General features: G+C 35.3%; 18 protein-coding genes and 1 pseudogene. 8 read left to right on the top strand and 11 right to left on the bottom strand.

Going from position 1 to position 25,601, the window contains the following annotated elements; translation table 11 throughout:
- The first annotated feature begins 153 nt into the window (after positions 1-153).
- Positions 154-861, top strand: coding sequence for a LytR/AlgR family response regulator transcription factor (locus J3D55_RS01145; protein WP_259127377.1), 708 nt, complete (start codon positions 154-156; stop codon positions 859-861).
- On the opposite strand, the gene J3D55_RS01140 is transcribed toward J3D55_RS01145, so the two are convergent.
- Positions 841-2,847 carry a tetratricopeptide repeat-containing sensor histidine kinase gene (locus J3D55_RS01140; RefSeq protein WP_259127375.1) on the bottom strand — a complete coding sequence of 669 codons (2,007 nt, stop codon included), beginning with the start codon at positions 2,845-2,847 and terminating at the stop codon, positions 841-843. The two genes, J3D55_RS01145 and J3D55_RS01140, sit on opposite strands and share 21 nt — an antisense overlap.
- 167 nt (positions 2,848-3,014) lie before the next feature.
- Here J3D55_RS01140 and J3D55_RS01135 point away from each other — a divergent pair, with 167 nt between their 5' ends.
- From J3D55_RS01135 to J3D55_RS01125, 3 genes are read left to right on the top strand one after another with little or no spacing between them, the layout of a single operon-like run.
- Complete coding sequence (locus J3D55_RS01135) at positions 3,015-3,500, top strand: T9SS type A sorting domain-containing protein (RefSeq protein WP_259127374.1); 486 nt, start codon at positions 3,015-3,017, stop codon at positions 3,498-3,500.
- Positions 3,501-3,505: 5 nt separating this feature from the next.
- Positions 3,506-6,058 carry a beta strand repeat-containing protein gene (locus J3D55_RS01130; protein WP_259127373.1) on the top strand — a complete coding sequence of 851 codons (2,553 nt, stop codon included), beginning with the start codon at positions 3,506-3,508 and terminating at the stop codon, positions 6,056-6,058.
- A 6-nt stretch (positions 6,059-6,064) separates the two neighbouring features.
- A complete protein-coding gene (locus J3D55_RS01125; protein ID WP_259127372.1) occupies positions 6,065-6,481 on the top strand; it encodes a hypothetical protein in 417 nt (138 codons plus the stop codon).
- 78 nt (positions 6,482-6,559) lie between these two features.
- Here J3D55_RS01125 and J3D55_RS01120 read toward each other — a convergent pair whose 3' ends face one another.
- Positions 6,560-6,994, bottom strand: a complete 435-nt coding sequence (locus tag J3D55_RS01120; RefSeq protein ID WP_259127371.1) for an META domain-containing protein — start codon at positions 6,992-6,994, stop codon at positions 6,560-6,562.
- A gap of 87 nt (positions 6,995-7,081) precedes the next feature.
- Here J3D55_RS01120 and J3D55_RS01115 point away from each other — a divergent pair, with 87 nt between their 5' ends.
- Both J3D55_RS01115 and J3D55_RS01110 read left to right on the top strand, forming a co-directional pair.
- The gene (locus tag J3D55_RS01115) at positions 7,082-9,283 is read left to right on the top strand and encodes a S46 family peptidase (RefSeq protein ID WP_259127370.1); all 2,202 of its coding nucleotides are present in this window, start codon (positions 7,082-7,084) and stop codon (positions 9,281-9,283) included.
- Between the two features lie 326 nt (positions 9,284-9,609).
- Positions 9,610-10,827: a spondin domain-containing protein gene (locus tag J3D55_RS01110; protein WP_259127369.1), complete on the top strand. Its 1,218-nt coding sequence runs from the start codon at positions 9,610-9,612 to the stop codon at positions 10,825-10,827.
- A 93-nt stretch (positions 10,828-10,920) separates the two neighbouring features.
- Here the strand turns inward: J3D55_RS01110 and J3D55_RS01105 are convergent, their stop codons facing one another.
- From J3D55_RS01105 to J3D55_RS01085, 5 genes are all read right to left on the bottom strand, one after another.
- Entirely contained in the window at positions 10,921-12,399 is a 1,479-nt protein-coding gene (locus J3D55_RS01105) for a YifB family Mg chelatase-like AAA ATPase (protein ID WP_374759516.1), read from the bottom strand.
- A gap of 240 nt (positions 12,400-12,639) precedes the next feature.
- On the bottom strand, positions 12,640-13,947 hold the full coding sequence (sufD, locus tag J3D55_RS01100; protein ID WP_259134989.1) for a Fe-S cluster assembly protein SufD: 1,308 nt from the start codon (positions 13,945-13,947) through the stop codon (positions 12,640-12,642).
- Positions 13,948-14,110: 163 nt separating this feature from the next.
- Positions 14,111-14,854 carry a Fe-S cluster assembly ATPase SufC gene (gene sufC, locus J3D55_RS01095; protein WP_259127368.1) on the bottom strand — a complete coding sequence of 248 codons (744 nt, stop codon included), beginning with the start codon at positions 14,852-14,854 and terminating at the stop codon, positions 14,111-14,113.
- 253 nt (positions 14,855-15,107) lie between these two features.
- Complete coding sequence (gene sufB / locus J3D55_RS01090; protein WP_259127367.1) at positions 15,108-16,556, bottom strand: Fe-S cluster assembly protein SufB; 1,449 nt, start codon at positions 16,554-16,556, stop codon at positions 15,108-15,110.
- An 80-nt stretch (positions 16,557-16,636) separates the two neighbouring features.
- Positions 16,637-16,966 carry a HesB/IscA family protein gene (locus J3D55_RS01085; RefSeq protein ID WP_259127366.1) on the bottom strand — a complete coding sequence of 110 codons (330 nt, stop codon included), beginning with the start codon at positions 16,964-16,966 and terminating at the stop codon, positions 16,637-16,639.
- Between the two features lie 215 nt (positions 16,967-17,181).
- Between J3D55_RS01085 and J3D55_RS01080 the strand changes: the two genes are divergently transcribed.
- Entirely contained in the window at positions 17,182-18,099 is a 918-nt protein-coding gene (locus J3D55_RS01080) for a GLPGLI family protein (protein WP_259127364.1), read from the top strand.
- 48 nt (positions 18,100-18,147) lie between these two features.
- Positions 18,148-18,999: a GLPGLI family protein gene (locus tag J3D55_RS01075; protein ID WP_259127363.1), complete on the top strand. Its 852-nt coding sequence runs from the start codon at positions 18,148-18,150 to the stop codon at positions 18,997-18,999.
- Positions 19,000-19,068: 69 nt separating this feature from the next.
- On the opposite strand, the gene J3D55_RS01070 is transcribed toward J3D55_RS01075, so the two are convergent.
- The 4 genes and pseudogenes from J3D55_RS01070 to J3D55_RS01055 form a co-directional block, all read right to left on the bottom strand.
- The gene (locus J3D55_RS01070; RefSeq protein ID WP_259127360.1) at positions 19,069-19,866 is read right to left on the bottom strand and encodes a phage tail-like protein; all 798 of its coding nucleotides are present in this window, start codon (positions 19,864-19,866) and stop codon (positions 19,069-19,071) included.
- Between the two features lie 299 nt (positions 19,867-20,165).
- Positions 20,166-21,770, bottom strand: coding sequence for a helix-turn-helix domain-containing protein (locus tag J3D55_RS01065; protein ID WP_259127358.1), 1,605 nt, complete (start codon positions 21,768-21,770; stop codon positions 20,166-20,168).
- A 521-nt stretch (positions 21,771-22,291) separates the two neighbouring features.
- Positions 22,292-23,146, bottom strand: a complete 855-nt coding sequence (gene ypfJ, locus J3D55_RS01060) for a KPN_02809 family neutral zinc metallopeptidase (RefSeq protein WP_259127356.1) — start codon at positions 23,144-23,146, stop codon at positions 22,292-22,294.
- Between the two features lie 78 nt (positions 23,147-23,224).
- Positions 23,225-25,310: pseudogene (locus tag J3D55_RS01055) on the bottom strand (LTA synthase family protein).
- Between the last annotated feature and the right edge of the window lie 291 nt (positions 25,311-25,601).

Below are 25,601 nucleotides of genomic sequence, written 5' to 3'. Positions count from 1 at the left end.
AACCAAGATGATTTTTTGTGGTAGCTGTTTTTACTGTTAATTTAAATTCATAGTATCATGGGTTCTATATAAATTTAATACCTTTATCCTGTGAATTTGTTTATTTTATAAACGTAATTTGCATGACTATAAAAAACTAACACTGAGAAAACCATGATTGGCAACATACGATGCATAATTATTGAGGATGATGAACTGGATAGACTGGTTCTGCATCAGCATGTTAAGCAGTTTGAAAACATTTCTGTTGTCGGCTCTTTTGATTCTGCTGAAAAAGCCATTCCGTTTCTTAATACGCCAATCGACCTTATTATTTTAGATATAGATTTACCGGGAATGAGCGGTATTGAATTCAGAAAGATGACGCAAAAAATTCCTGCGTGTATTTTCGTGAGTTCACATCCTGAATACGCGATCAATACATTCGAGGTAGACACCTTTGATTTTATTACAAAACCTTTAAAATCAGAACGTTTCAACTCTTCTATGCAAAAGCTTTTTGATTTTTTTGAAATGAAAGAAAAGTCTGAAAGTTTTGATGCGCTTGTTGGTGAAAATAATATTAGAGTAAAAGAAGGAAACAGCATTTCGCAGATTAGAATCAGCGATATTCTTTATCTGGAAGCCTTGAAAGATTATACCAGAATTGTAACGACAGAGAAAAGGCACTGCATTTTAGATTCTATCGGGAATATTTTGCATAAAAGTTATTTTGGTTCTTTTATTAGAATTCATAGGAGTTACGCCGTTCCGAGACATTTGATCAGAAGTAAAAATACGCATGAAGTAGAATTGGTGCATCAGATAAAATTGCCGATTGGGAGAACTTACAAGAGTAATCTAGACTTTTTTGGAGCTTAATGTAATCGTACTTCCCAGATTTTGTTCAGATTTAACTTCAATTTCCATATCAATTGCTTTTGAAAGATCTCGAATGAGATGTAAACCCAGCCCTTTTTTGGTTCCAATCGTCACACTGTCATCAAATAAAGCCTTGAACTTCTCTGTTGAAGCACCTTCTCCGTTGTCTGTAATACTGATGTAATTTTTATTTTCATCCGAAAAAGCCTTCCAAAGAATTATTTTATCGCCTTCTTTTTGTTCTAAAACTTTTACGGCGTTGTTGGTTAAATTTCTTGTAATGGTTTTAAGATATTCCTGATCTGTTGAAATGCTCATGTTTTCAGGGAAATCAAATGTAAATTTGATATTTTCCACCCACGAAAAACTTTCTTCAATGTCTTTAAAAATATCTTTAATGAAAACGGTTTTAATATCGGGTGAAAAATTATCCATTTGTCCTTTGCTCCAGAGAAGAAGGTCTTCCATTTGCTGCAGCAGTTTTTCGGAAGCGTTGATGACTTTGTTTTCAAGACGGTTTTTGGTTTCGTCGTCCATGATTTCGGGAGCTTCTTTCTGCAAATGAAGAAAGTGAATCAATCCCACAACCGGACTACGAAGATCGTGATTAAGGATTCCAAAAAACTTCATGTTGGTTTTATTGGCTTTATCGAGTTCTGTATTCAGTTTTTGAAGTCGATCGCTGTTCTTTTTCGATTGTTTATATAAGAAAAACATCAAAACTCCAATCGTTAAAAGTGCAAAAAGTCCTAAAATGTAATATAATCTTTCTTGCTCTTTATTTTTGATAATCAGTTTGTTAAATTTAATTTCCTTATTTTTCTGTTCGACAACTTTTTGGCTTTCCAGTTTTGCCATTTCGTTTTTTCTGCCTTGAGAATAAATAGAATCCCGTGTATTGTAATATTCCTGAATATTTTGAGCGTAATCATCAAGATCACCTTTTAGTCTGCTTAATTCTGACATTCCAAGATAATTGAACATCACCCATTGTTTATTATTATTGTTTGCGGCAATATTTTTACTGATATCAAATTCTTTTCGGGCTTCTTTTAAAAGCTGATCCTTACTCCATTTCAGCTGATTATGATACTTTTCGTACTGTTTGTAAAAATCCAGATACGTATAAGCGATATTGTAATGATTGGCGACGGACATATAATGATTGGGCGAAGTTTTGTCCCAAATTTCCTGTGCTTTCAACTGCATTTGGTAGCTTTCCATCAATTTGCTGACATCGAGAAGCGACCAGTTTGTAAAAAGCCAAGCCTGTCCGTATTCGTTTTGAGTTTTTTTGAAATATTGATAGGCTTTTTCAAAATTAATCTGAGCTTCTTTTATATTTCCGAGACTTCTGTCGATTTCCGCCAAAACACCGTGACAAAATCCCAATGCTTCCGGTGAATTAGATTCTTGGGCAGCTTTCAAAGCTTTATTGATGTTTTCGTAAGATTTTTCTTTATTAGATTCATCCAAATAAAGAAAAGCCAGACTTCTGTACGCGGAATTGACGATCCAAAGATTTTTACTTTTCGTACCTAAATCAATTGATTTTAAATAATTTTTGACAGCTTCTGCATGTTCTCCTTTTTGATGAGAAAGCCTTCCGAACATGTAATAATTGTCCGCCAAAGTGTATTCATCTTTGTTTTTTGTATTAATATTGAAGGATTCCTGATTGTATTTAAAAGCCCGACTGATTTTATTTTTTTCGGTATAATAACTTACCAAGCCCAAAAAAGCTTTCCCTTTTCGGGAGTTCCATTTGTTTTTTTTAATCAGTTCAAGATTCTTTTGCGTATAAAAAAGGCAACTGTCGGGATTATAAATTCTGTAAATATTGACTAAACTTTGCTGTAGCGCAAAACGTTTTTCTTCAGAAGGATTTGTTTTCAGTTCTTTTTTGAAGAATTCAAGCTTAGAAAACTCTTGCGGAAATAATAGTAACGGCAAGAACAAGAAAAACAGTGTAAATCTTGTAATCATAATACATTATTTTCACTAAGATAATATTTTATTAGATGTCATTCGTCGATTTTTTTCGTCGTTCATCTATTTTAAAAATATCCACCTTTCATATGTGGTAATTTAGCCATTCAGAATTCTCTTTAAAATTTTGACATAACCAATTAATAACCACAAAACCATTTTATATGAAAAGAACATCTATTCAATGCTTCTTTCTCATGCTTTTCCTGGTCCCCATCTCTTTGCTGAAAGCGCAATCGGCAGTTTTGGCAACAGGAGCAAACGCTACAGGAAGTAACGGCTCGGTTTCTTATAGTGTAGGGCAGGTTGCTTATCTCGTAAAGGGAAGTAACCGTCAGGTTTCTGAAGGCGTACAACAGGTCTTCGAAATTACTACACTTGCAACCAATGAAATCTCAAATTCAACTGAAGAAGGCATTTTACTGTATCCTAATCCTTTTAAAGATTATTTGTATCTGGACTTTACCACAAATAATTTCAAAGGTTCAGAGTATCAACTTTTTGATTCTCAGGGAAAATTAATTAAAACAGATAAAATAAGTCAGTCTAAATCTGAATTCAATTTTTCTTATCTGCCATCTGCGATGTATATCATCAGGATAAATCAGGAAGGTAAAAACATCAAAACATTTAAAATCATTAAAAAATAACAACCATGAAAAAAATATTAATCACGGCGGGACTTCTGCTTGGCACACATCTGGCCTTTGCACAAGCACCCGAAAAAATGAGCTATCAAGCGATCATTAGAAATACAACAGGACAGGTATTACAAAACCAAAGTATCGGAGTAAGAGTAAGCGTTCTACAGGGTTCGCCTGCAGGAACGGTAGTTTATTCTGAAAGACTTACGGGAAGCACCAACACAAATGGTCTTATCACCATGGAAATCGGTACGGGAACTGTACTTACAGGAACTTTTAATACGATTAACTGGCCAACGGGAAGTTATTATTTAAAAACAGAAACTGACCCGGCTGGAGGAACAAACTATACGATTACAGGAACAAGCCAGTTGCTAAGCGTTCCTTATGCCATGTTTGCTAAATCAGCAGGTGCTTTAAGCGGTGGCGGAACTTTTACAATTCCTTATACGAATACAGTTAATAATGCATCCACTCTTTTCTCTTTAACCAATGACGGCGACGGAACTTCTATAGAAGGAAACAATACTACAACTTCATCAAGTATTGCTGCTGTTCGAGGTATCGTTACTAATGTATCTCCGGGAGGATTTTCTTCGGGAGTTCGAGGGATCAATAACGGAACCGGAGGTTTAGGTGTCGGTGTTTGGGGAAGCCAGAACGGAAGTGGATGGGGAGTTTACGGTGTTACACCAACAGGTTTGGGAGTTTACGGAAATTCATCAGGAGCAGGATACGGAGTATATGCCAACAGTAATACAGGAACTGGTCTTAATGCGACCAGTACCAATGGGGTTGCAGCCAATATTTCATTATCAAATAATGCAAATGCCAATAATGTACTTAATGCTTCCACTTTAGGAAACGGAACCGTTATTAATGTAACCACTTCAGGAAGTGGAGCCGGTGTTTTAAGTTCTACAGGAAGCGGTTTTGCAGTACATGGAATTACCAGTCAGCAAACTTCTGCCGGTGTTATCGCCGATAATAACGGAGGCGGTGAAGCTGTCGTAGGTAGAAATACCAGTGACATTGCAGGAGCTGTTGTAGGTAGAAATGACGGTGGAGGTTATGGAGTAAGAGGTTTTGTTGCAACCAATGCTACAGGAACATCTGTTGGTGTTTTAGGACAAGTTGGACAAAACAGTGGTAAAGGTCGTGCAGGAAGATTCGAAAATTTAAACGCTGCGAATGACAGAAACACTTTCGAAGTAGAATCAAACAGTACAGGAAATATTCCTGATAATACATTAGGAAATGTTGCGTCTTTCCTTTCAAATAATACAAACAGTGTAAGTGCAGCCGTAAGAGGTGAAACCAAAACTATTTTCGGAAACTTTGGTGCAGCTGGACTTTTCGGTGTAGCTTCAGGAACCGGAGGATTCGGAGGTCTTTTCTTTGCTTCAAACGTTTCAGGAAACGGACGTGCTTTAGTTGCAATAACAGATGGGAATGGTGATGCCATCGTCGCCAATGCAGGAAAAGACGGTGATGCAATAGAAGCCAATATAGACGGAGCAGGTCGTGCAATTTATGGCTGGACTCCTACATTCAGTTTAGGGAAACCTGCTGAATTTCAGAATTTTAATACATCAAATACAAACGCTGTAGTAACCGCTAAAACAGTCGGAAACGGTATGGCAGGAGATTTCTTTGTAGACAATACTGGTGGAACTTCAGCTGCTGTACACGGAAAAGTAAATTCTCAGTTTGCTAACTTCGGAACTGCAGGAGTTTACGGTGAATCTACAGGAACAGGCGGTTTTGCAGGTTTATTCTATCAAAGTAATGCAGGTGGAAACGGACCTGCTTTAATTGCGCTTACAGAAGGAAACGGAAACGGGATTACTGCAAATGCAGGCGGAAGTGGTGATGGTGTAGAAGCTACAGTAGATGGAACGGGTTCTGCTATTTATGGTTGGGTTCCTAATTTCGGGACTGGTAGAGCGGGATATTTCAGAAACTTTAATAATGCTAATGGACAACCGGTAGTGAATATAACCACAACTGGTACAGGATCTACTTTACTCATTAATCATCAGGGACCATCGGGTAGTATTGCCACTTATCAGAGTGCATCAACCAACGTTGCCCGTATCGATAAAACAGGAAAAGGATTTTTTAACGGAGGTACACAAAACAGTGGAGCCGATTTAGCAGAAGCTTTCGATGTAGAAGGGAATACTTCAGAATACGAACCGGGAGATATCTTAATTATTTCAACAGATTCGGACAGAACAGTAGAAAAATCTTCAAAACCTTACTCAAACCTTGTTGCGGGAGTTTATGCTACAAAACCGGGAGTGCTTTTAACAGAAGAAAATATAGACTCAGAACTGATCGGAAAGGTTCCGATGGGAGTAATCGGGGTAATTCCTACGAAAGTTTGTCTTGAAGGTGGAAATATTAAAAGAGGAGATCTTTTAGTGACTTCATCAAAATCGGGAGTTGCGATGAGAGCCAATCCTAAAAAAGTAAAAATAGGACAGGTAATCGGAAAAGCGCTTCAGGATTATGACCAAAACGGAATCGGAAAAATCAAAGTATTAGTAAACATTAAATAAACGATCATGAAATCACTATATATCATTGCATTTTTAGCGTTAAGCTTAAATATTTATGCCCAGGAAAACAAGAAGGTTTCAGAACTTGAAGATCAGGCACAAGTTGTAAAGCAGGCTAAAGAAAATGAGGCTCAAATGGCAAAATTGTCTTTGGAAAATGCTCCTCAAAAGAAAGCTTCAACAGGGTTGGCTTCTGACCAAGGTCTTGAAGTGAAAAATAAAGAGACAAAAACTCAGCCTGTCGTTGCAGCTGCAAACTCAGGGAAATTGTTGCCCAATACAGCGACTATTGAAGAAATAAAAGCTAGTATACCCAACAGAAAAGCGGCAAACCATGCAGCCAAAACTTCAAGTAGCACCGTACAAGGTTTACCAAGTACAGCGACTTTGGCTGAAATAAAAAAAACTATTCCGAAAAACTAATAACAACAACTAGATTTTTCAACAAAAAGAAAGTCCACCTAACAAGGTGGACTTTTTCTATTTAAATTTTTATTAAAATTAATCCCAATCTGCGGCAATAAACTTCATCGAATTTCCTTTATCATCAGTGAATGTCAAAAAGTGCCCTTCAATTTTATAGTTCGTCATATCTTTAAAACTCTTGGAAAAATCGCTTTCCAGTTTCATATTCAGACAAGCCTTCATCGTTGAACCCATTTCGGAGATTGTTACTTTACCGTCTTTTTTAAATTCAGAAGAGAAAAACATATTGTTGCAGCCCATAAAAGCTCCACCTTTAATTTTTCCGTTTTCGATTGCTGAGGTTAAATTGATTTTAGCATTGCTTTTAATTAAATCTTGTTTAGCATAATTTTCAAAAGAAACCAACATCCATTCTCTTTGGATTTGAGGATTTTTTGTGGGAACTGAAGAACAATTAAAGACAAAACTTAGACATAAAACGGCTAAAACCGTAAATAATATTTTTTTCATAACCCATTCTCATCCATTTTCATACCATCACAGATAGGAGAGAGTAAAAATTTTAGTAAATTAGCAACACAAAAATTATTTTATAAAATGAAAAGAATATTACTACTATTCACTTTCCTTTTAAGTTTTGTTCAAATGAGGGCAGACGAGGGAATGTGGCTGTTAATGCTCGTAAAAAGACTTAATGGTGTAGATATGCAAAAAGAAGGTTTGCATCTTACGCCTGAAGAAATTTATTCTGTCAACAATTCAAGCTTGAAAGATGCAATCGTAAGTTTCGGTGGTTTCTGTACAGGAGAGATTGTTTCCAGCCAAGGTCTTATTTTCACAAACCACCACTGTGGTTATGGTGCTGTAGCTGCGGCTTCTACACCGGAAAAAGACTACCTGAAGAACGGGTTCTGGGCAATGAAGCAAAAAGACGAATTCAATGCAAAAGATCTTTATGTAAGATTTTTGGTAAGAATGGATGATGCTTCACAGAGAATCAATTCTAAACTAAACAACAACATGTCTGCTGCAGAGAGAAAAGCTGTGATCGATGCTGAAACTAAAGCAATCCAGTCTGAAAACTCTGAAAACGGAAAATATACTGTAGTAGTAAGAGATTTCTTCAACGGAAACGAGTTCTATTATTTTGTTTATCAAGATTACAAAGACATCAGATTGGTGGGAGCTCCGCCTTCATCATTAGGAAAATTTGGTGGTGATACAGATAACTGGGAGTGGCCGAGACATACTGCAGACTTTACAGTTTTCAGAGTGTATGCTGATGCTGCAGGAAACCCTGCTGAATTTGCTCCTACAAACGTTCCTTTAAAGCCTAAACATTTCTTACCTGTTTCTCTTAAAGGAGTGAAACCGGGAGATTTCTCAATGATCTTGGGATATCCGGGAAGAACAAACCGTTATTTGACTTCTTACGGAATTCAACAAATGGTAGGTAAAGATTATCCGGCTTGGGTTGAAGCTTCTAAATTGGCAATGGATGTAATGAAGAAGTACATGGATAAAGATAAAGGAACTCAACTTAACTATGCTTCTCAGTACGCTTCTGTAGCAAACTACTGGAAAAATAGACAAGGAACAATTGATGCCGTTATCAAAAACGGAACAATTACGGAAAAACAAGCGATCGAAGAAAAATTCAAAACATGGGCTGTACAACCTGCAAATATTGCTGAGTACGAAACAGTTTTAGAAGATATAGGTATTTATTATAAGCAGACTTCTGACAGAAATGTTGAAAGAAACTATGCTTCTCAACTTTTAAGAAATTCTAAATATTTCACTCTTGCATTACAGGTAGGTCCTGTTCTTAGAGCGTATGCTGAGCAGGATATGAAAGGAAGATTAGCAATGAAGCCAAAAGTAGATGCTGCCATTAAAGCGGCTTACGAAAACATCAATACAAAGCTTGAAGGGGAAATGATGAACTCTATGGTGAATCTTTACCAGACAAGAGTGAACAAAGATGTAGCTTCTGAAACAATTATGGGATTAGATGCAAAATCTCTTTCTAATGTTGCTTACTCTTCAATCTTTGCTAATAAAACTTCTGCTACAAACTTTATTTTAAACCCAGACCGTTTAAAATTAGATGCAGATCCGCTTTTGAAAATTGCAAACGGAATTGTTGCTGATCAAAAAGCTTCTGGCGAAAGATTTGTGAAAATTGATGATAATTTTGCTAAAAACAACAGATTATTCTTAGCAGGATTAATGAAGACAATGCCTGAAAAGAAATTCTATCCGGATGCAAACTCTACCATGAGATTAACGTACGGAACTGTAGATAAATTGCCTATCAGAGAAGACAGAAACTACTTCGGTGTTACGGATAACTATTATACAGACATGACGGGTCTTGTAGGAAAATACAAGAAAGGGGACGAAGAATTTGATCTTCCACAAAGAGTAATTGATCTTTATAACATCAAAGATTTCGGTCAGTATGCCGATGCTAAAGGGTATATGCCGGTAAACTTCTTATCAAACAACGATATTACGGGTGGTAACTCTGGTTCTCCGGTAATCGATGGAGACGGAAACCTTATCGGTATCGCATTCGACGGAAACAGTGAGGCTTTAAGTGGTGACATCGTTTTCGAACAAGAATGGCAAAAAACAATCAACGTAGACGTTCGTTTTGTTCTTTGGACAATCGACAAATATGCGGGTGCAAGAAGACTAATTGACGAATTACAATTGGTAAAAGATGCAAACACTCCTGCAGACACAAAGACAAAACCTGCTAGACCAATGAAAGCAGCTAAAAAAGGAAAATAGTCTTTCTGACTAAACAATCTTAATAAAACAGAAACCACCGAAATTTTCGGTGGTTTTTGTTTTTGTAGCCTTTCGGAAAGGCAGAATTTATTGGTTTTTATTATCGTCTTTGTATTACTTAAATCAATTTTTCTAAAATAACTCAACATTTTTTGATAATAAAATAAAGTGATAATAAAATAAACCTTCTTTTTTAATACAGGTTAAACATATTGATTATTAATTAGTTATAATAGAATGTAGAAATAAAATATATTTTTTTGTCAGGATTTAGCGACAATACCGACTGTAATTGTAATATATATAATAATTACAAAAATTTATTTATGAAAAAGAACATTTTTAAAATTGCTACGTTGGCAGTTGGTATTATGACAGCGTTCAGTCTTACATCTTGTGATAATGACGATACAGTAGAATATCCGTCATCAGAAAAAACAATTACATTTGAAAATGTTGTAGTTCCTAAAGATTTTGTTGAAAGTGGAAGTTTCCTTGGTGGGGGAGGTTCCATTATTGCACCGGGAACATCTGCTTCTTTTAAATTTAGTGCAGGAAAAGCACAGTCATTAATGTTTGCAACGATGTACGGAGCTTCAAAAGACTGGTTTTTTGCTTCTCAGCAACCCGGAATCAAGCTATTTGATAGTAGTGGAAATGCAATTACAGGAGACGTTTCTTCACAAGTCCTTTTATGGGATAACGGAACTAAAGATAATACATCAGGACAGGCAGAAAGCAAGGTTATTGCACAGGTTCCTGGGGTAACTGCTTCTCAACTTATGAAATTAAATCTTGCATACGATGATATTTCTTCTGAATTTACATTAACGATCACTAATACATCAGGAGGTACAGCCAATGAGACACCTTTCTCCCCTGGAGCTTGGGCGGTTTCTAATTATAATGGTTCACAATTATTGAATTCTGCACCTTTCTTTACTCCAAATGCAATGTCTAATCCGGAGATTACAGATATCTCTCAAATGGGCGATATTACGAAGATGATAACTAAGCTTACCGCAAACACCGAAATTATGACAGGTCTTTCTCCAGCTTTGGTGGTGGTTTATACGGGAGATAAAAACCCAATTTATGAGCTTGGTCAGCTAGATGCTGGTAAAGGATTAAAAGAACTTTCGCAAATGGGAAATGTTACGAATCTTCAGAATAGCTTAAAAGCATTACCAAATGTAAAAGGCGTTTATGTAGCGGGAAGTGCACCGGTTGCACCAGGAACTAAAGTTATGACTACTTTCCAGTCAAGTCCCGGAGATAAGATTGCTTATGCAACGATGTTCGGATTTTCTAATGACTGGTTTTTTTCTAACGAACAAAGCATCAGTGCCAATACAAAAGGTGATGTTACTTTAAACACGATGTTATTTGATTCAGGAACAGGGATCAGCCAATATCCTGGAGCCGGAAATCATCAGGCTTTATTTGGAGGAACTCCTCAGGCAGAAAGCAAAGTCATTATGAAAGTAGGAAATACATACCCAATTCCTGCCGTTAAAAATATTTTGAAAGTAACTATTAATTAGTCTCATATATAAATTTTCATAATAATAAGGGAAGCTGTCTCACAATAAAAAGTGAGGCAGCTTTTTTTGTCTTTAATTAAAACAAAACATTACTTATACATTCCAAAACTCTCTGTCTAAGCTTCTGTATTGTATCGCTTCAGAAATATGATGAGATAAAATATTTGGAGATTCTTCAAGATCGGCAATTGTTCTGGATACTTTCAAAATTCTGTCAAAAGCTCTTGCCGAAAGATTCAGTTTTTCCATAGCTAATTTGATAAGGTTGAAAGATGCGGAGTCCAGCTCACAAAACTTTTCTATTTCTTTAGGTCCAATTTGTGCATTATAACTTATGTTTAAATCCTTGTACCGCTCACCCTGAATTTCACGGGCAATTAAAACACGTTTCCTGATTTGTTCACTTTTCTCGCCTTTCCGTTTTTCGGTTAATTGCTCAAATTCAACTTTCTGCACTTCAATATGAATATCAATTCTATCTAAAAGAGGACCGGAAAGCTTATTCATATACCTTTGCATTTCGTAAACAGATGAGGTATTATTGGGATCATCAGGAAAAAAGCCACTCGGACTTGGGTTCATCGAAGCAACCAGCATAAAACTTGCAGGATAATTTACCGTAAACCGAGCTCTGGAAATAGTCACTTCACGATCTTCCAAAGGCTGTCTCATCACTTCAAGAACGGTTCTTTTAAATTCAGGCATTTCATCTAAAAATAAAACACCGTTGTGAGCCAGAGAAATTTCTCCGGGTTGAGGATAGCTTCCGCCACCAACCAAAGCAACATCCGATATCGTATGATGAGGTGCACGAAAAGGGCGAACCGTCATGAGTGAAGTTTCTCTACCCATTTTTCCTGCGACAGAATGTATTTTCGTAGTTTCCAGCGCTTCTTTTAATGTTAAAGGAGGCAAAATACTCGGAACTCTTTTGGCAAGCATTGTTTTTCCGCTTCCGGGAGGTCCGATCAGGATGATGTTATGTCCTCCTGCTGCGGCAACTTCCATTGCTCTTTTTGCGGTTTCCTGTCCTTTCACTTCAGAAAAATCAAACGGAAAATCATTAATCTTTTCCTGAAATTCTTTTCTGGTATCGATTACAACTTTTGGAAGCGTTTTTCCTTCATTAAAAAAATCAATAACTTCTTTAATATTTTCTGCGGCATAAACATCAAGACTATTTACAATTGCAGCTTCCCGCGTATTTTGTTTGGGTAGAATAATGCCTTTAAAACCTTCTTCACGAGCCTGAATAGCAATCGGTAAAACGCCCTGAATCGGCTGCAAAGTTCCGTCGAGAGAAAGTTCTCCCATAATAACATAATCCTGAATATTTTCGGCAAGAATCTGATCTGAAGCAGCGAGAATTCCGATGGCAATACTCAAATCATAAGCAGCACCTTCTTTACGGAGATCTGCAGGAGCCATATTGATCGTAATTTTCTTTCCCGGAATTTTATAGCCTACGTTTTTCAAAGCCGCGGAAATTCTGTAACTGCTTTCTTTAATGGCATTGCTGCAACTCCATGAATTGCGCTGCCATAAATTTTGATCAGCATGTGTTGTGTTTATTGTAAATGTAGAAAATTTCTACAAACTATTCGTTTTTCTTATTAAAATTCATTTGAAAGTATAAATCTTAAAATATTATTCATGATTTATTTTAAATAAATATATTTTTTACATTAAAAATAGAAAATTGGTGAAATATTTATTTTGCTGATGAAAAATATAATGCACAGAGCGTGTAAAATTCAAAAAGGCTGTCTCATGAATGAAACAGCCTTTTTTATTATCAATTACTATATATTGTTAAAACTCTATATCAACTTCTAATTTCTCAGCCAAAAGCTTTGAAATTTTTTCTTTTAAAGGCTCAATATCAATGTTTTGCATCGCATCGTTTGCAAATGCATACAACAATAAAGCCTGAGCTTCTTTTTTAGAAATACCTCTTGCTCTCAAATAAAACATCGCATCTTCATTTAATTGACCAACCGTACAACCGTGAGAACATTTCACATCATCTGCAAAAATCTCCAATTGTGGTTTTGTATCAATTTTAGCGCCTTCGCTTAATAAAACGTTGTTGTTTTGCTGATAAGCATTCGTTTTCTGAGCCAATTTATCTACAAATACTTTCCCGTTGAAAACTCCGTGAGAATTTCCGCTGAAAATACCTTTGTAATTCTGATAACTTTCACAGTGTGGCTGATTGTGGTGAACCGCCGTGTGGTGATCTACCAACTGATCTTTCCCGATAATCGTGATTCCGTTCATGAATGAATTGATATTCGATCCATTTTGAATAAAATCAAGGTTGTTTCTTACCAATTTACCTCCGAAAGAAAACGTATTAACCGTCGTTAAACTATCTTTTTCCTGTTTTGCGAAAGTATTGTCAACTAAATAAGAAGTATCATTATCGTTCTGAACTTTGTGCCAATCTGCTTTTGCATTTGGATGAGTGAAAATTTCTGTCACAGAATTTGTCAAAACGTAAGTACTGTCAAAATTGTGGTGACTTTCAATGATCTCCACTTTTGCACCTTCCTCTACTATTAATAAATTTCTCGTGTTGTAGAAGGTATTTTCTTCCTGATTTTGAGAAATATAGAAAACGTGAATTGGTTTTTCAATTACCACATTTTTAGGAACTTTCAAAAAGAAACCATACTTGCAATACGCCTGATTTAAATTCGTGAAAGCAGATTTGTCTGAAGCAATTGTATTAAAATATTGATCGAAGATATCTCTGTGCTTATCATCATTCAAGGCATAATTGAATGAAAGAAACTCTACGTTTTCAATCGAAACTTTTGATAATTCTTTGCGAAGTTTACCGTTCACAAAAGTAATCCAGTCAAAATTTTCTTCACCGAGATGCAAGTCTTCCAACTGCTCTTTGGTGATATTATGACTTTCTTTCGGGAAAAAGTTATATCCTTTTTCAGTAATCTCCTTTAGGTTGGTATATCTATATTCTTCGTCTTTTTTTGTCGGAAAACCAAGTTTTTCAAATCTTCGAAGAGCAGCTTTTCTATCATCATCCAGAAATCTGTGACGAAGACTCTCCAAAAATTCACCGTGATTTTCTATAATTTGTTCTTTTAATGCCATTACTGGTATATCTGTGGTTTGCACCATTTTTTTCTTTTTATTTGGCTGAAATCTGTCATTCCGAAGAATGGATAATATATTAAACCAGAGATTCCACTTTTATTAAACTTAAAAAATAATAAGACTGAAATGTATAAATCTCTGAATTTTTTTGCTCTTTTAATTAATTTAAAAGCCAGTCGTACCCTTTTTCTTCCAGTTCCAAAGCAAGAGATTTGTCACCGGTTTTGATGATTTTTCCGTTTGCTAAAACGTGAACGAAGTCAGGTTGAATATAGTTAAGCAATCTTTGATAGTGAGTAATCAAAAGCACTGCATTCCCTTCATTTTTAAAAGCATTTACACCGTCTGCAACGATTCTCAATGCATCAATGTCTAATCCTGAATCGGTTTCATCAAGAATAGCCAATTTCGGATTAAGCATCATCATCTGGAAGATCTCATTTCTTTTCTTTTCACCTCCCGAAAAACCTTCGTTCAATGATCTTGAAAGGAAATCTTTTTTAATACCCAATTGCTCAGATTTCTCACGAATCATCGCCAACATTTCTTTTGCAGGCATTTCGGATAATCCTTTTGCTTTTCTGTTCTCGTTCATCGCAGCTTTGATGAAGTTGGTCACAGAAACCCCCGGAATTTCTACCGGATACTGGAAAGAAAGGAAAATACCTTTGTGAGCTCTATCTTCAGGAGCATCTTCGATGATGTCTTCACCTTCAAAAAAGATCTCTCCGTCTGTAACTTCGTAATCTTCTTTCCCTGCAATCACAGAAGAAAGCGTAGATTTTCCGGCTCCGTTCGGTCCCATGATGGCATGAACTTCACCCGGCTTTATTTCAAGATTGATACCTTTTAAAATTTCTGCGCCGTCTTCAATTTTGGCGTGCAAGTTTTTTATATTTAACATACATTTAAATTTATCGCAAGGCTAGACTAAGATTTTTTTAATCTCCTTTGCTTTTTTAAGATAAACAAAGGCGCTAACGCTTATCAATGAAATACTATTTCGTTTTTATTTTTTTAACATTAAGAATTTAAGTTAATTCTAATGTATCATTTTGTCATTTCGACGAATGAGAAATCTATTAAACATGAGATTCTTCACTCTATTTCATTTCGCTCAGAATGACATTTCGCTCATATTTAAGCGAATTAAAATTTTATCCTACAGATCCCTCCAAAGAAATCTCAAGTAGTTTTTGAGCTTCAATAGCGAATTCCATTGGTAATTTATTTAGAACTTCTTTACTGAAACCATTTACAATCAAAGCGATTGCTTTTTCGGTACTGATACCTCTTTGGTTACAATAGAAAATCTGGTCTTCACCGATTTTCGAAGTTGTTGCTTCATGTTCCAATTGTGCGGTAGGATCTTTGATCTCGATATAAGGGAAAGTATGTGCTCCACACTCATTACCCATCAATAAAGAATCACACTGAGAGAAATTTCTCGCTCCTTTTGCAGTTGGCATTACTTTTACCAAACCTCTGTATGAATTCTGAGATTTTCCTGCAGAAATACCTTTAGAAATAATCGTGGATCTCGTATTTTTCCCGATGTGGATCATTTTCGTTCCTGTATCTGCATATTGGTGATTGTTGGTCACGGCAATAGAGTAGAACTCACCGATTGAATTGTCACCTTTCAAGATACAAGAAGGATATTTCCAAGTTACGGCAGAACCTGTTTCTACCTGTGTCCAAGAGATTTTTGCATTTTTTTCGCAAAGTCCTCTTTTCGTTACAAAATTGAAAACTCCACCTTTTCCTTCTTCATTTCCCGGATACCAGTTTTGAACAGTTGAATATTTAATTTCAGCACCATCCATTGCAATAAGCTCAACAACCGCAGCGTGAAGCTGGTTTTCGTCTCTCGACGGAGCGGTACAACCTTCAAGATAAGAAACGTAACTTCCTTCATCTGCAATCACAAGTGTTCTTTCAAACTGACCTGTTCCTGCCTGATTGATACGGAAATACGTAGATAATTCCATCGGACATTTTACGCCTTTTGGAATATAGCAGAAACTTCCGTCAGAAAATACTGCGGAATTCAATGCTGCATAAAAATTATCTCCTCTCGGAACTACTTTTCCAAGATATTTTCTTACTAAATCAGGATGATTTTTAATAGCTTCAGAGATAGAGCAGAAAATAATTCCTTTTTCCATCAAGGTGTCCTGAAAAGTGGTCTTTACAGAAACTGAATCTATTACGATATCTACAGCAACTCCTGAAAGTCTTTTTTGTTCCTCGATATTGATTCCTAATTTTGCAAAAGTTGCCAATAATTCCGGATCTACTTCATCTAAGCTATCCAATTCAGGTTTTGCTTTCGGTGCCGCATAATATTTAATCGCCTGAAAATCGGGTTTTGTATATTTAATGTTTGCCCATTCCGGCTCAATCATTTTCAACCAAATTTTGAAAGACTCTAAACGCCATTCTGTCATCCATTCCGGTTCCTCTTTTTTAGCAGAGATTGCACGAACGATGTCTTCATTTAAACCAATTGGAAAATCTTCGTAATCGATTTTTGTTTCCCAACCGAATTCATACTTTTTATTTTCTAAATCGACTCTTAAGTCGTCTTCAGTATATTTACTCATTTTAATAAATTATAGAATTTAGACCTTAATGTTAGTTTTTGCGATCTGCCAATTTCTAACCTTTAGCTTCTAATTTCTAATTATAAAGAAAAACTCTCTCCACAACCACACGTTCTGGATGCATTAGGATTGTTGAAAACAAACCCCTTTCCGTTTAATCCTCCTGAATATTCAAGAACTGTTCCTGCAAGATAAAGGATAGCTTTTTTTTCAACAACGATTTTCACGTCATTGTCTTCAAAAATTTGATCTGTGTCTGTTTTTTGATTGTCGAATCCCAAAACATACTCTAACCCAGAACATCCTCCACTTTTTACCCCTACTCTTATATAATCTTCAGCAGGGTTGAAGCCATCCTCCGTCATAAGTTGGATCGCTTTTGCCTTTGCTTGGTCTGATACTTTTATCATTGTATTTATTTAGAATGATTTAATAGTGCAAAAATACGAACTAATTTCCGCAATCTCAAATCGAAGATATCTATTTTAATGATTCCGATCTTATTAACTCTATTTTAACGATAATTGAAAATGTTAAAATTGTATAAATTTTCTTGCAAAACCGCTGAGACTCTGTTTTTGATTTAACTTTGAATCATATTATTCATCTATAAAGAAAATTAACAATGAGACAAAAATTACTTGGTTTTTTTGTATTGTTTATAGTAGCAATGTCGCATGGGCAGACTACAAGATACGTTTATGAAACTTCTGTAAATCCGGATTCAATTAATCTGGTAAGCATGAAGATCGAAAAAACGTTTCTCGATGTTAAAGGCAGTAAATCTTTATTCATCAGTGAAAATAAATTAATAAAAGATTCTCTTTTTGCTTCTTTTAAACCTGACGAAAAAGAAAATAATAAAAAAGAAGGGAAAGATTTATCAAAATCGGGAACGAAAAAGCATATCGAGCCCACTTTTTTTGAATATTTCATCACTAAAAGTATTCCTGAGCAAAAGGTTTATTACTATGACAGAGTAGGTGGGAAGCAAATTTATTATCAGGAAGACCGACCGATAAAATGGGAAATAACAAACGATGTTGAAAAACAAAACGGGTATTCTGCCCAAAAAGCGACGGTAAATTTTGGAGGCAGAATCTGGACGGCGTGGTTTACAAAAGATATAAATGTTTCAGACGGACCTTATAAATTCTCCGGATTACCGGGACTCATTGTGAAACTGGAAGACGAGAACGGAGATTATAAATTTGATCTTGTTAAAAAAATTACCGTTCAAAATGCTTTTGAAGAACCCATAAGTTCTGAAGCTAAACAAAGTACAAGAATTAATTTCCACGGAGATAAAGCCGCATTGGCATTAGAAGTTAAAAGTGGAAAATCTATGGCAGGAAATAAAAGTGGACAAATGCAGGATTTTGACGGTGGCGGAAGACAAGGAGGAGGAATGAATGGCGGCGGAATGGGCGGAATGAGAGGTGGCGGTGGTCACGGCGGTGGCGGTGGAATGCACCGAGGAGGAATGGGTGGAGGAAATGGTTTCCAGATGCAAGGTTTCTACCCAAGACGGAGGTTCTTTTAGCGGCGGAAGTCAAAACCCAATTGAATTAAAATAAATAAGATAATATAAATGAAAAAATTAGGCGTTATTGCTTTAGCGTTATTCATGCAGACTGCGTTTGCGCAAACCAACAGATTTGTGTATCAGGTTACCATGAAACCCGACGCTTCTAATAAAAGCGATGTTAAAACAGAAAATGCATACCTAGATATTTCTCCTGAAAAATCTGTTTTTTATTCTGAAAACAGGATTAAAAGAGATTCTATCATGCAGGCGACTTTTCAAAGTGGCGGAGCGAGAAGTTTCAACAGAGATCAAATGGAAGGTTTAAGATCGAATATCAATTATTCTATCGAAAAAGATAAAAAAAATCAAAAAACAACTTTCAAAGACAGAATAGGCAGAGATGCTTATACGTATGAGGAAGACAGACCCATCAACTGGAAAATCTCTTCTGAAACCACAAAAATAGGGGAGTACAAAGTACAGAAAGCTGAAGCGGATTTCGGAGGGAGAAAATGGACGGCTTGGTTTACAACAGATTTGCCTTATCAGGATGGACCGTATAAATTCGGGGGACTTCCAGGATTAATTGTAAAAGCGGAAGATGATAAAGGAGAATATTCTTTTGATTTAATGAAAAACTATAAAATCGCTGATTTCCCAACTTTAAACCAATTTGGAAATACCATTAAAGTAAAAAGAGGAGATTATGTGAAACAGCAGAAAAAATTCCAGGAAGATCCGATGTCGTTTATGACTCAAGGTGGAGGTGGTGGTCCCATGAGAATTGGCGGCGGAGGAGGAAACCGTGGCGGAGGCGGTGGTGGAAACCAAAATCCTGCCGATATGAGAAAAAGAATGGAGGAGAGAGTGAAAGATGATGCTAAGAAAAATAGTAATCCGATCGAATTACAATAAAAAATTAAGCCATCCTTTTTTAAGGGATGGCTTAATAACAAATATTTACTTTAATGATGATGATGATTCTTATTGTAAATACAGATCCGGAGATTCTGCATTAGTAATGGCAAAAGATGAATATCCTGAATTGCTACCTCCTAATAATCTCACACTTTCAACTAGACCATCATTATCCGTCAATTGTTCCATTCTTACGGATAAAGTAAACTTTTCACCTGCTTTTCCGGAGATAAAGAGTGTGCTTGCCTGAAGTGAAGTTTGGTCGTTACTAGATGTTCCAGTCGCAGGACGGATATAAAACTGAGTTCTAAAAAAATCAAACACTGACGTAACATTGTTCAGATCAGTTTTGTCAACTTTGAACTGAACTTTCATAAATGCATTCGATGTGGCTCTGGTTGCAATAGAATTAAAGGTGACATTAAATGCAGGTCTTACCAAAAGGGCGAAAATACCGTCTTTTGGCAATGTGATTTCTGTAGAATGTGTTGGGCTTGTGAAGCTCTTAAACTCAATTGTTTTAAAGGTATACAAAGGAACTGTGGGACTGTAGACCATATATTGATCAGTAACTCCGTTTTCATACGCCATCATATAGGCAGGATTCGTTAAGACAGCGTCGGTTTTTTTTGTATTGGTAGCCAAATACCATTTAGGACTTGATGGCGTTCCTACATTTACATATAGCCCTTCTTCTATGTTTGTGGAAGATGGTTTGTATATCATCAATCCTTTTGCTGGATTGGGGATCGTAACCGCATCTGTGACAGACGTAATTTCAACTCTTGGGAAAAGTGTTCCTTTGTTATCAGAATGAATATCAAGTGCAGAAACTTGAGTCAGGAGTTGTTGTGTTGATACCAACTTGACTGAACATCAGATTACAAATTAAAGTACTCGAAATAATAAATAATTTTTTCATTGTTTTTTTTGTTTAATGTTAAATTTTTTTGGTTTTTAACTTGCTTGGGATGTTAATAACTTTTTTTTTCATCGTCTTGATGTTTTTAGTGTGTGTGTGTTTTGAATGAAATATAATCAAACATATTGCCTGATACCTTTTGCAAAACTACTCTTAACATGAGGTTAAAAACAAACAATATATCGATAATATTCCAGAATATTATCGACATTAAAGTTGCAATTGGTTAATATTTAGATTTTTAGAGTTTTGTTGCGAGTGGTTGCTTTTTTAAAGAAGAAATGAATTTCGAAGGAGAAAGTCCTGTTTCCTGCATAAATATTTTAGCAAAATAACCACTGGATGAAAAGCCAGCCAATTCTGAAAAATACTGAATTTTATATTTCAAGTGTACGGGGTCTTCATAGAAGTATTCTAAAATAAAATGAATTTTCAATCCGTTGATATAATCACTATAGCTTTTTTTTCGATACTTTTTGATGAGATAATTCGTATATTTTGTATTGGTATTGAGTAAATGGGCAAGATCGCTCAACGTGAAGTTTTTTGTGGTAAATTGTTTTCCTTTTTCAAATTCATTCAGCTTTTGTAAGAGCTCGGCTTCCTTTTGTTCAGACATTATTCTTGAGCCTGTTTTGTCGATTATTTCCTTTATGGGTAAAATGCCAACAGTATTTTGTGTACCTGTACGAGCTTTCTTTTTTTTGAGACTCTCTTCTAATGTTTTATTAATTTTATTGAACTTTTCCCGGTTTCTTTTTTCTCTTTTTATGTGAAAATATACCAATGTAAAAATTGCAAACATTAATAAGCCGACCATAACCAGCAAAATATTTTTAGATTTGCTCAAAGATTCAGCTTTTTTATGTTGTACAGCACTTTCCACAGATATTGTCTGAGTTCTATGTTCTTTTAAGCTGTCTCTTAATTTTACAAAATCATCAAAAAGCTTATTCTTTACTGCATTACTATCAATATCGGCTTTCAGGCGCTGTTCTAATATGAGAAGATGCATAGACTTGTATTTGCGGTGTCGTACGGCACCTTCTGCTTTGTCAAAATTTATTCTTGCGCTGTTTACACGGTTTTCTCTTGTATCGATTAATGCCTTAGATAGAAAATACAACTCAAACTTTTCCTCAAGATAAGGTTTGATATCTTTGTCCTCATACATTTTTTCATACCTTAAGACCTGTTTTTTAGCCGATACAAAATCTCCACAGGCAATACATTCAAACGAGAGATAGGCTCTCAGTTTAGAAAGAATCATATACATCGAAGTGAGTATATTTTTTGGTTCTTTATTTTTCTTAGCAATGTCAATATTGCTGAGATAAAGTTTAATGGTCTTTTCTTTTACGGGTATATCCTGGCAATATTTCTTATCATCAAATAAAAGCAACGACTCAAAAAGTAAAACTTTAGAATAATAATCTTGGTTATTAAGCTGCTTCGTCATTTTCTTTAATTCTGTCAATTGCTCATAAGCTTGAGGCATTAAACCTGTTTTTTTATAGCCGAGTCCTATAAGATAATTCATCGCAAAACGCTCTTTTTCTATATTTAGCTTTTTAAGTATAGAATCCGATTTTTTTGCAAAAAAAATGGCTTTAGCAAAATTTTCTTTTCTTCCGTATCCACTTGCTATGTTGAAATACCCCACAGAAATATCATACTGGTTCTTTGAAACACTGAGTATTTGCTCTCCCACAGAAATCATTCTATCTGGGTCTGAAAGTCTTTCTTGATTCAAATCAAAAACCTCTTTGCTTAAAAGCTTAGCATATGATTGTGCAAAACAAAAATTACTAAGCAAACACAGTAATAAAATAATAAATTTTTTCATGATGTGATTTTCCCTACCTAAACATACTCAAAAGTAGAGTTATTTTCTTAATAATTTATTATTTGCTGGAATAAATTTGTTGAAATATATGAAATTCGGATGCTTGGTTTTGGGCAATTCCCTAGATTACAAATTAACAGTTAAACTTCTGATCTATATCATTATAAAAGATAATAATTTGAATATAACCATTAGAAATTAATGAATAATGTTGTGGATTTTAAAAGGAAATATAAAAGGATTCAGGAAACAAAAAATCGATCGATTTTACCAACCATCGATTCATTTTATTATGCAGGAATATGGTGTGAAATGTAAAATATAAAGCTAGCGTAAATGAACCTGAGAATTTAAGCATAAACTCAAAGGCTCGGATTATAAAATCCTGCCGATATGAGAAAAAGAATGGAGGAGAGAGTGAAAGATGATGCTAAGAAAAACAGTAATCCGATCGAATTACAATAAAACAAATCCCTGAAGAAACTCTTCAGGGATTTTTATTTTTATATGATTTAAATTAATTATTTCAAAAGCTGATTAAAAGTATCGCCTTGTCGCATGTCTCCGGTGTTGTAGCCTTTCATGAACCATTCTTTACGTTGCGCAGAAGAACCGTGTGTAAAGCTTTCCTGATTCACATATCCTTGTGATCTTTTCTGAATATTATCGTCTCCAACCGCTTCTGCAGCATCCATCGCAGACTGAATATCTCCGGGTTCTAAAATATGTTCTCTGCTATCGGTTTGTTTCGCCCAAAGTCCGGCATAAAAATCTGCCTGAAGTTCTGTGGCAACAGAAACTCTGTTGAGTTGTGACTCCGAATAATTTCCGCTTGTTCTTGCTTTATTGGTTTCATCTAAGACTCCCAAAAGATTCTGAACATGATGTCCCATTTCGTGAGCCATAACATAAGCAATCGAGAACTCTGTCACTTTTGCACCAAATTGTTGCTCCAGTTCCTTAAAGAAACTCATATCCATATAAACGGTTTGATCTGCAGGACAATAAAAAGGTCCCATCGCAGATTGTGCCGTTCCGCAACCGGATTGTGTTGCGCTTTCAAACAAAACTACTTTTGCAGGCGTATATTTCAAGCCGTTTTCTGCGAACACTTTCGTCCATGTTTGCTCGTTTTCGGCGGTCACCATTTTCACGAAGTCACGAACCTTAAGTTCAGAAGGAGTTAAATCTCTTTGTTCTGTTCTTGCAGAGTTCGTTCCCGTATTTCCCGAAGAAAGTACAGCTGAAGGATCTCCGCCTAAGAAAAATATAATTGCAGCAATAATAAGGGTTCCCAATCCGCCTCCTACAACGGCTCCACCGCCGATTCCGCGTCTGTCGTCCACATTATCGCTTCTGTCGTCTGTCCATTTCATAGTTTGTATTTATTTGTATGTAAATTTAAAAATTTAAAGCATACTTTCTATGAATGAAGAAAATATTTTTGTCATTAATTAGCGGTTAAGCTGATTCTTTTTCAACCAGAATGAGGTAGACTGATAAGCAGAAATCGTTTCGTCAATACGTTTTTTATTCTGTTCAGGTTCATTTAAATGCTTTTCGTCAAAATAAATATTAAATTCCGGACTCAGATTGTTTTTTTGTTGAGTTAAAGCATATTGTTTTACTTTTCTTAACGGAGAAATGATCGTTAAATAATTATCCTTTACAAATCCTAAATCCTGATACGTTGCAATATAAGCTTTCGGCTGAAACTCTTTTGTGAAAATATCCTGACCCAAAAATTTAGATTGATAATTAAAATTCAACAAACCGAAAAGAGTTGGCATCACATCAATCTGTGACATTGTTTTTGTAAACTTTTGAGGCTGAATAAATCCTTCAGAGAAAATCATAGCCGGAATTCTGTATTTATCCATCGGAAGCTCGGTGTCTCCCGCACTTGAAGCGCAGTGATCTGCAATGATGACGAAAACCGTATTTTTGTACCAATCCTGTTTTTTTGCCATTTCGAAAAACTTACGCAAAGAATAATCGGTGTATTTTACGCCTCCTTCACGAGATTTTGCATCTCCGGGAATATCTATTTTCCCATTCGGATACGTAAAAGGTCGGTGATTGGAAACCGTCATCCAATGATTGAAAAACGGCTTTCCGGATTTTGATTCTGCATTCATCGTCTGGATTGCTTTTTTCGCCATATCTTCATCGGCAACTCCCCAAACGTTGGCAAAAGTGATTTCTTCGGGTTTAAAATTATTTCTGTCGACAATTCCATATCCGTTTCCGGCAAAGAAATCCTGCATATTATCGAAATAACTGTAACCGCCGTATAAAAATTTCACATCATACCCTTTAGATTTGAATACACTTCCGGTCGTGAATTTATTTTTATTGTTCTCTCTTTTTATCACACTTTCTCCTGCAGTCGGCGGAATACAAAGCGTCAAAGCTTCCAGACCACGAACGGTTTCTGTTTCCTGTGGCATAAAGATCGGTAAACATCAACGAACGATCGGCTAAACTATCCAGAAAAGGTGTTATTTTCTGCGTATTTCCGTAATGTTCCAGAAAATCTGCCGATAAACTTTCGATAGAGATTAAGACAACATTTTTCTTTAATTCGGGTTGATCAGGAGTAATATTTCTTTTTAAAACAGGTTGAGAATATTGGCTTAAAAAGTTTTTTTCAGCCTGATTCTGGCTCATTTGAGGATAAAACTGGAAATAATCTAATTCGTTATGCGTAAATGCCCAATAGAATTTGGGTAAACCGTTTGCCTGAATTTCTTCTTCAAAAACATTAGGTGATTTAAAATTTGTCGTAAAACTTAATCCAAACAAGCTGATTGCAATTAAAACTAGAAATGAACCCAATAAAACGAATTTCTGTTTCAGATTCGGAAGCTCCAGAAGTTCATTTTTTGTTTTCTTATAAATGAAAATGGTAATTGAAATGGCAATAGCAAAAATCCCCAAGAATAAAGGAACGACAGGGTAACTTTCCATCACGTTTCCAATGACTTCGTTGGTGTAAATAAGATAATCTACCGCAATGAAATTATATCTTAAGCCAAATTCATTATAAAAGAAATATTCGCTTACCGCATTGAAAACAATTAATACAACATACAGAAAAACAGTGATGAAATACAGGATGTTTCTGATTTTCAAACGTTTTTCCGGTAAGAAAAGCATTAGAGCAGATAAAATTATTTTTAAACCAATAAAAGCCAAAGCAATTTCTGCAATTGAACCTCCATATTGCTTAAAAATATTATTTGGAATGAGTAGAATGTATAAAAATATCAATATTAAAATCCCTAAAATGATCTGTCCGTAAGGCTTTTTGTATTTAGAATTAGATAAAAATAAAAAGTAAAGCGCCAAAAAGGAACTCGCTAAAACGAAAACCAAAGCGTCATTTAGAATTCCGATCAGCAATATTTTTAGTATCTCAAATAATCCAAAACTGGCTGTTGTAATAGGATGGAAGATGAATACCAATCTTACAATTAAAGAAAGAATAAGATAAAAAACTCCTAAATACAGGAAAGGTTTTATTTTTTGAATAAACATTACGTTATGATTATATTAATTTTTACAAATATAGTTGATATATAGAATCATCTAATATAAAACTAAAATGTAATATTAATGATGAATTTTGAAGACATTTAGAATTTTTGTAACTGTTTGAAATAGGTTTTTTATATTTTCTTGATAGTAAAAGTTTTGTATCGAAAGACTTAAGGGGAATACATTATTATTTTTAACGCAAAGATTATATTTACATCTCGCATTATTTTAGAAGGCAAAGGCAAATAAAATTTGCTTCGCAAAGCGTGAAAACAGCGCTTCATCAAATCA

The sequence above is a fragment of the Chryseobacterium ginsenosidimutans genome (genome assembly GCF_024807225.1).
Lineage (GTDB): Bacteria > Bacteroidota > Bacteroidia > Flavobacteriales > Weeksellaceae > Chryseobacterium > Chryseobacterium ginsenosidimutans.
Note: the sequence above shows the minus strand (reverse complement) of the source record. Positions and strands in the feature narration are given on the sequence as shown.

What these genes read in the sequence shown, in the direction of transcription:
- ypfJ (WP_259127356.1), bottom strand. Translation starts at nt 23,146, where the DNA reads ATGAAATGGACAGACGACAGAAGCGATAATGTGGACGACAGACGCGGA.
- sufB (WP_259127367.1), bottom strand. Translation starts at nt 16,556, where the DNA reads ATGAGTAAATATACTGAAGACGACTTAAGAGTCGATTTAGAAAATAAA.
- J3D55_RS01085 (WP_259127366.1), bottom strand. Translation starts at nt 16,966, where the DNA reads ATGATAAAAGTATCAGACCAAGCAAAGGCAAAAGCGATCCAACTTATG.
- J3D55_RS01065 (WP_259127358.1), bottom strand. Translation starts at nt 21,770, where the DNA reads ATGAAAAAATTTATTATTTTATTACTGTGTTTGCTTAGTAATTTTTGT.
- J3D55_RS01145 (WP_259127377.1), top strand. Translation starts at nt 154, where the DNA reads ATGATTGGCAACATACGATGCATAATTATTGAGGATGATGAACTGGAT.
- J3D55_RS01080 (WP_259127364.1), top strand. Translation starts at nt 17,182, where the DNA reads ATGAGACAAAAATTACTTGGTTTTTTTGTATTGTTTATAGTAGCAATG.
- J3D55_RS01075 (WP_259127363.1), top strand. Translation starts at nt 18,148, where the DNA reads ATGAAAAAATTAGGCGTTATTGCTTTAGCGTTATTCATGCAGACTGCG.
- J3D55_RS01120 (WP_259127371.1), bottom strand. Translation starts at nt 6,994, where the DNA reads ATGAAAAAAATATTATTTACGGTTTTAGCCGTTTTATGTCTAAGTTTT.
- sufC (WP_259127368.1), bottom strand. Translation starts at nt 14,854, where the DNA reads ATGTTAAATATAAAAAACTTGCACGCCAAAATTGAAGACGGCGCAGAA.
- J3D55_RS01130 (WP_259127373.1), top strand. Translation starts at nt 3,506, where the DNA reads ATGAAAAAAATATTAATCACGGCGGGACTTCTGCTTGGCACACATCTG.
- J3D55_RS01140 (WP_259127375.1), bottom strand. Translation starts at nt 2,847, where the DNA reads ATGATTACAAGATTTACACTGTTTTTCTTGTTCTTGCCGTTACTATTA.
- J3D55_RS01125 (WP_259127372.1), top strand. Translation starts at nt 6,065, where the DNA reads ATGAAATCACTATATATCATTGCATTTTTAGCGTTAAGCTTAAATATT.
- J3D55_RS01110 (WP_259127369.1), top strand. Translation starts at nt 9,610, where the DNA reads ATGAAAAAGAACATTTTTAAAATTGCTACGTTGGCAGTTGGTATTATG.
- J3D55_RS01135 (WP_259127374.1), top strand. Translation starts at nt 3,015, where the DNA reads ATGAAAAGAACATCTATTCAATGCTTCTTTCTCATGCTTTTCCTGGTC.
- J3D55_RS01115 (WP_259127370.1), top strand. Translation starts at nt 7,082, where the DNA reads ATGAAAAGAATATTACTACTATTCACTTTCCTTTTAAGTTTTGTTCAA.
- sufD (WP_259134989.1), bottom strand. Translation starts at nt 13,947, where the DNA reads ATGGCATTAAAAGAACAAATTATAGAAAATCACGGTGAATTTTTGGAG.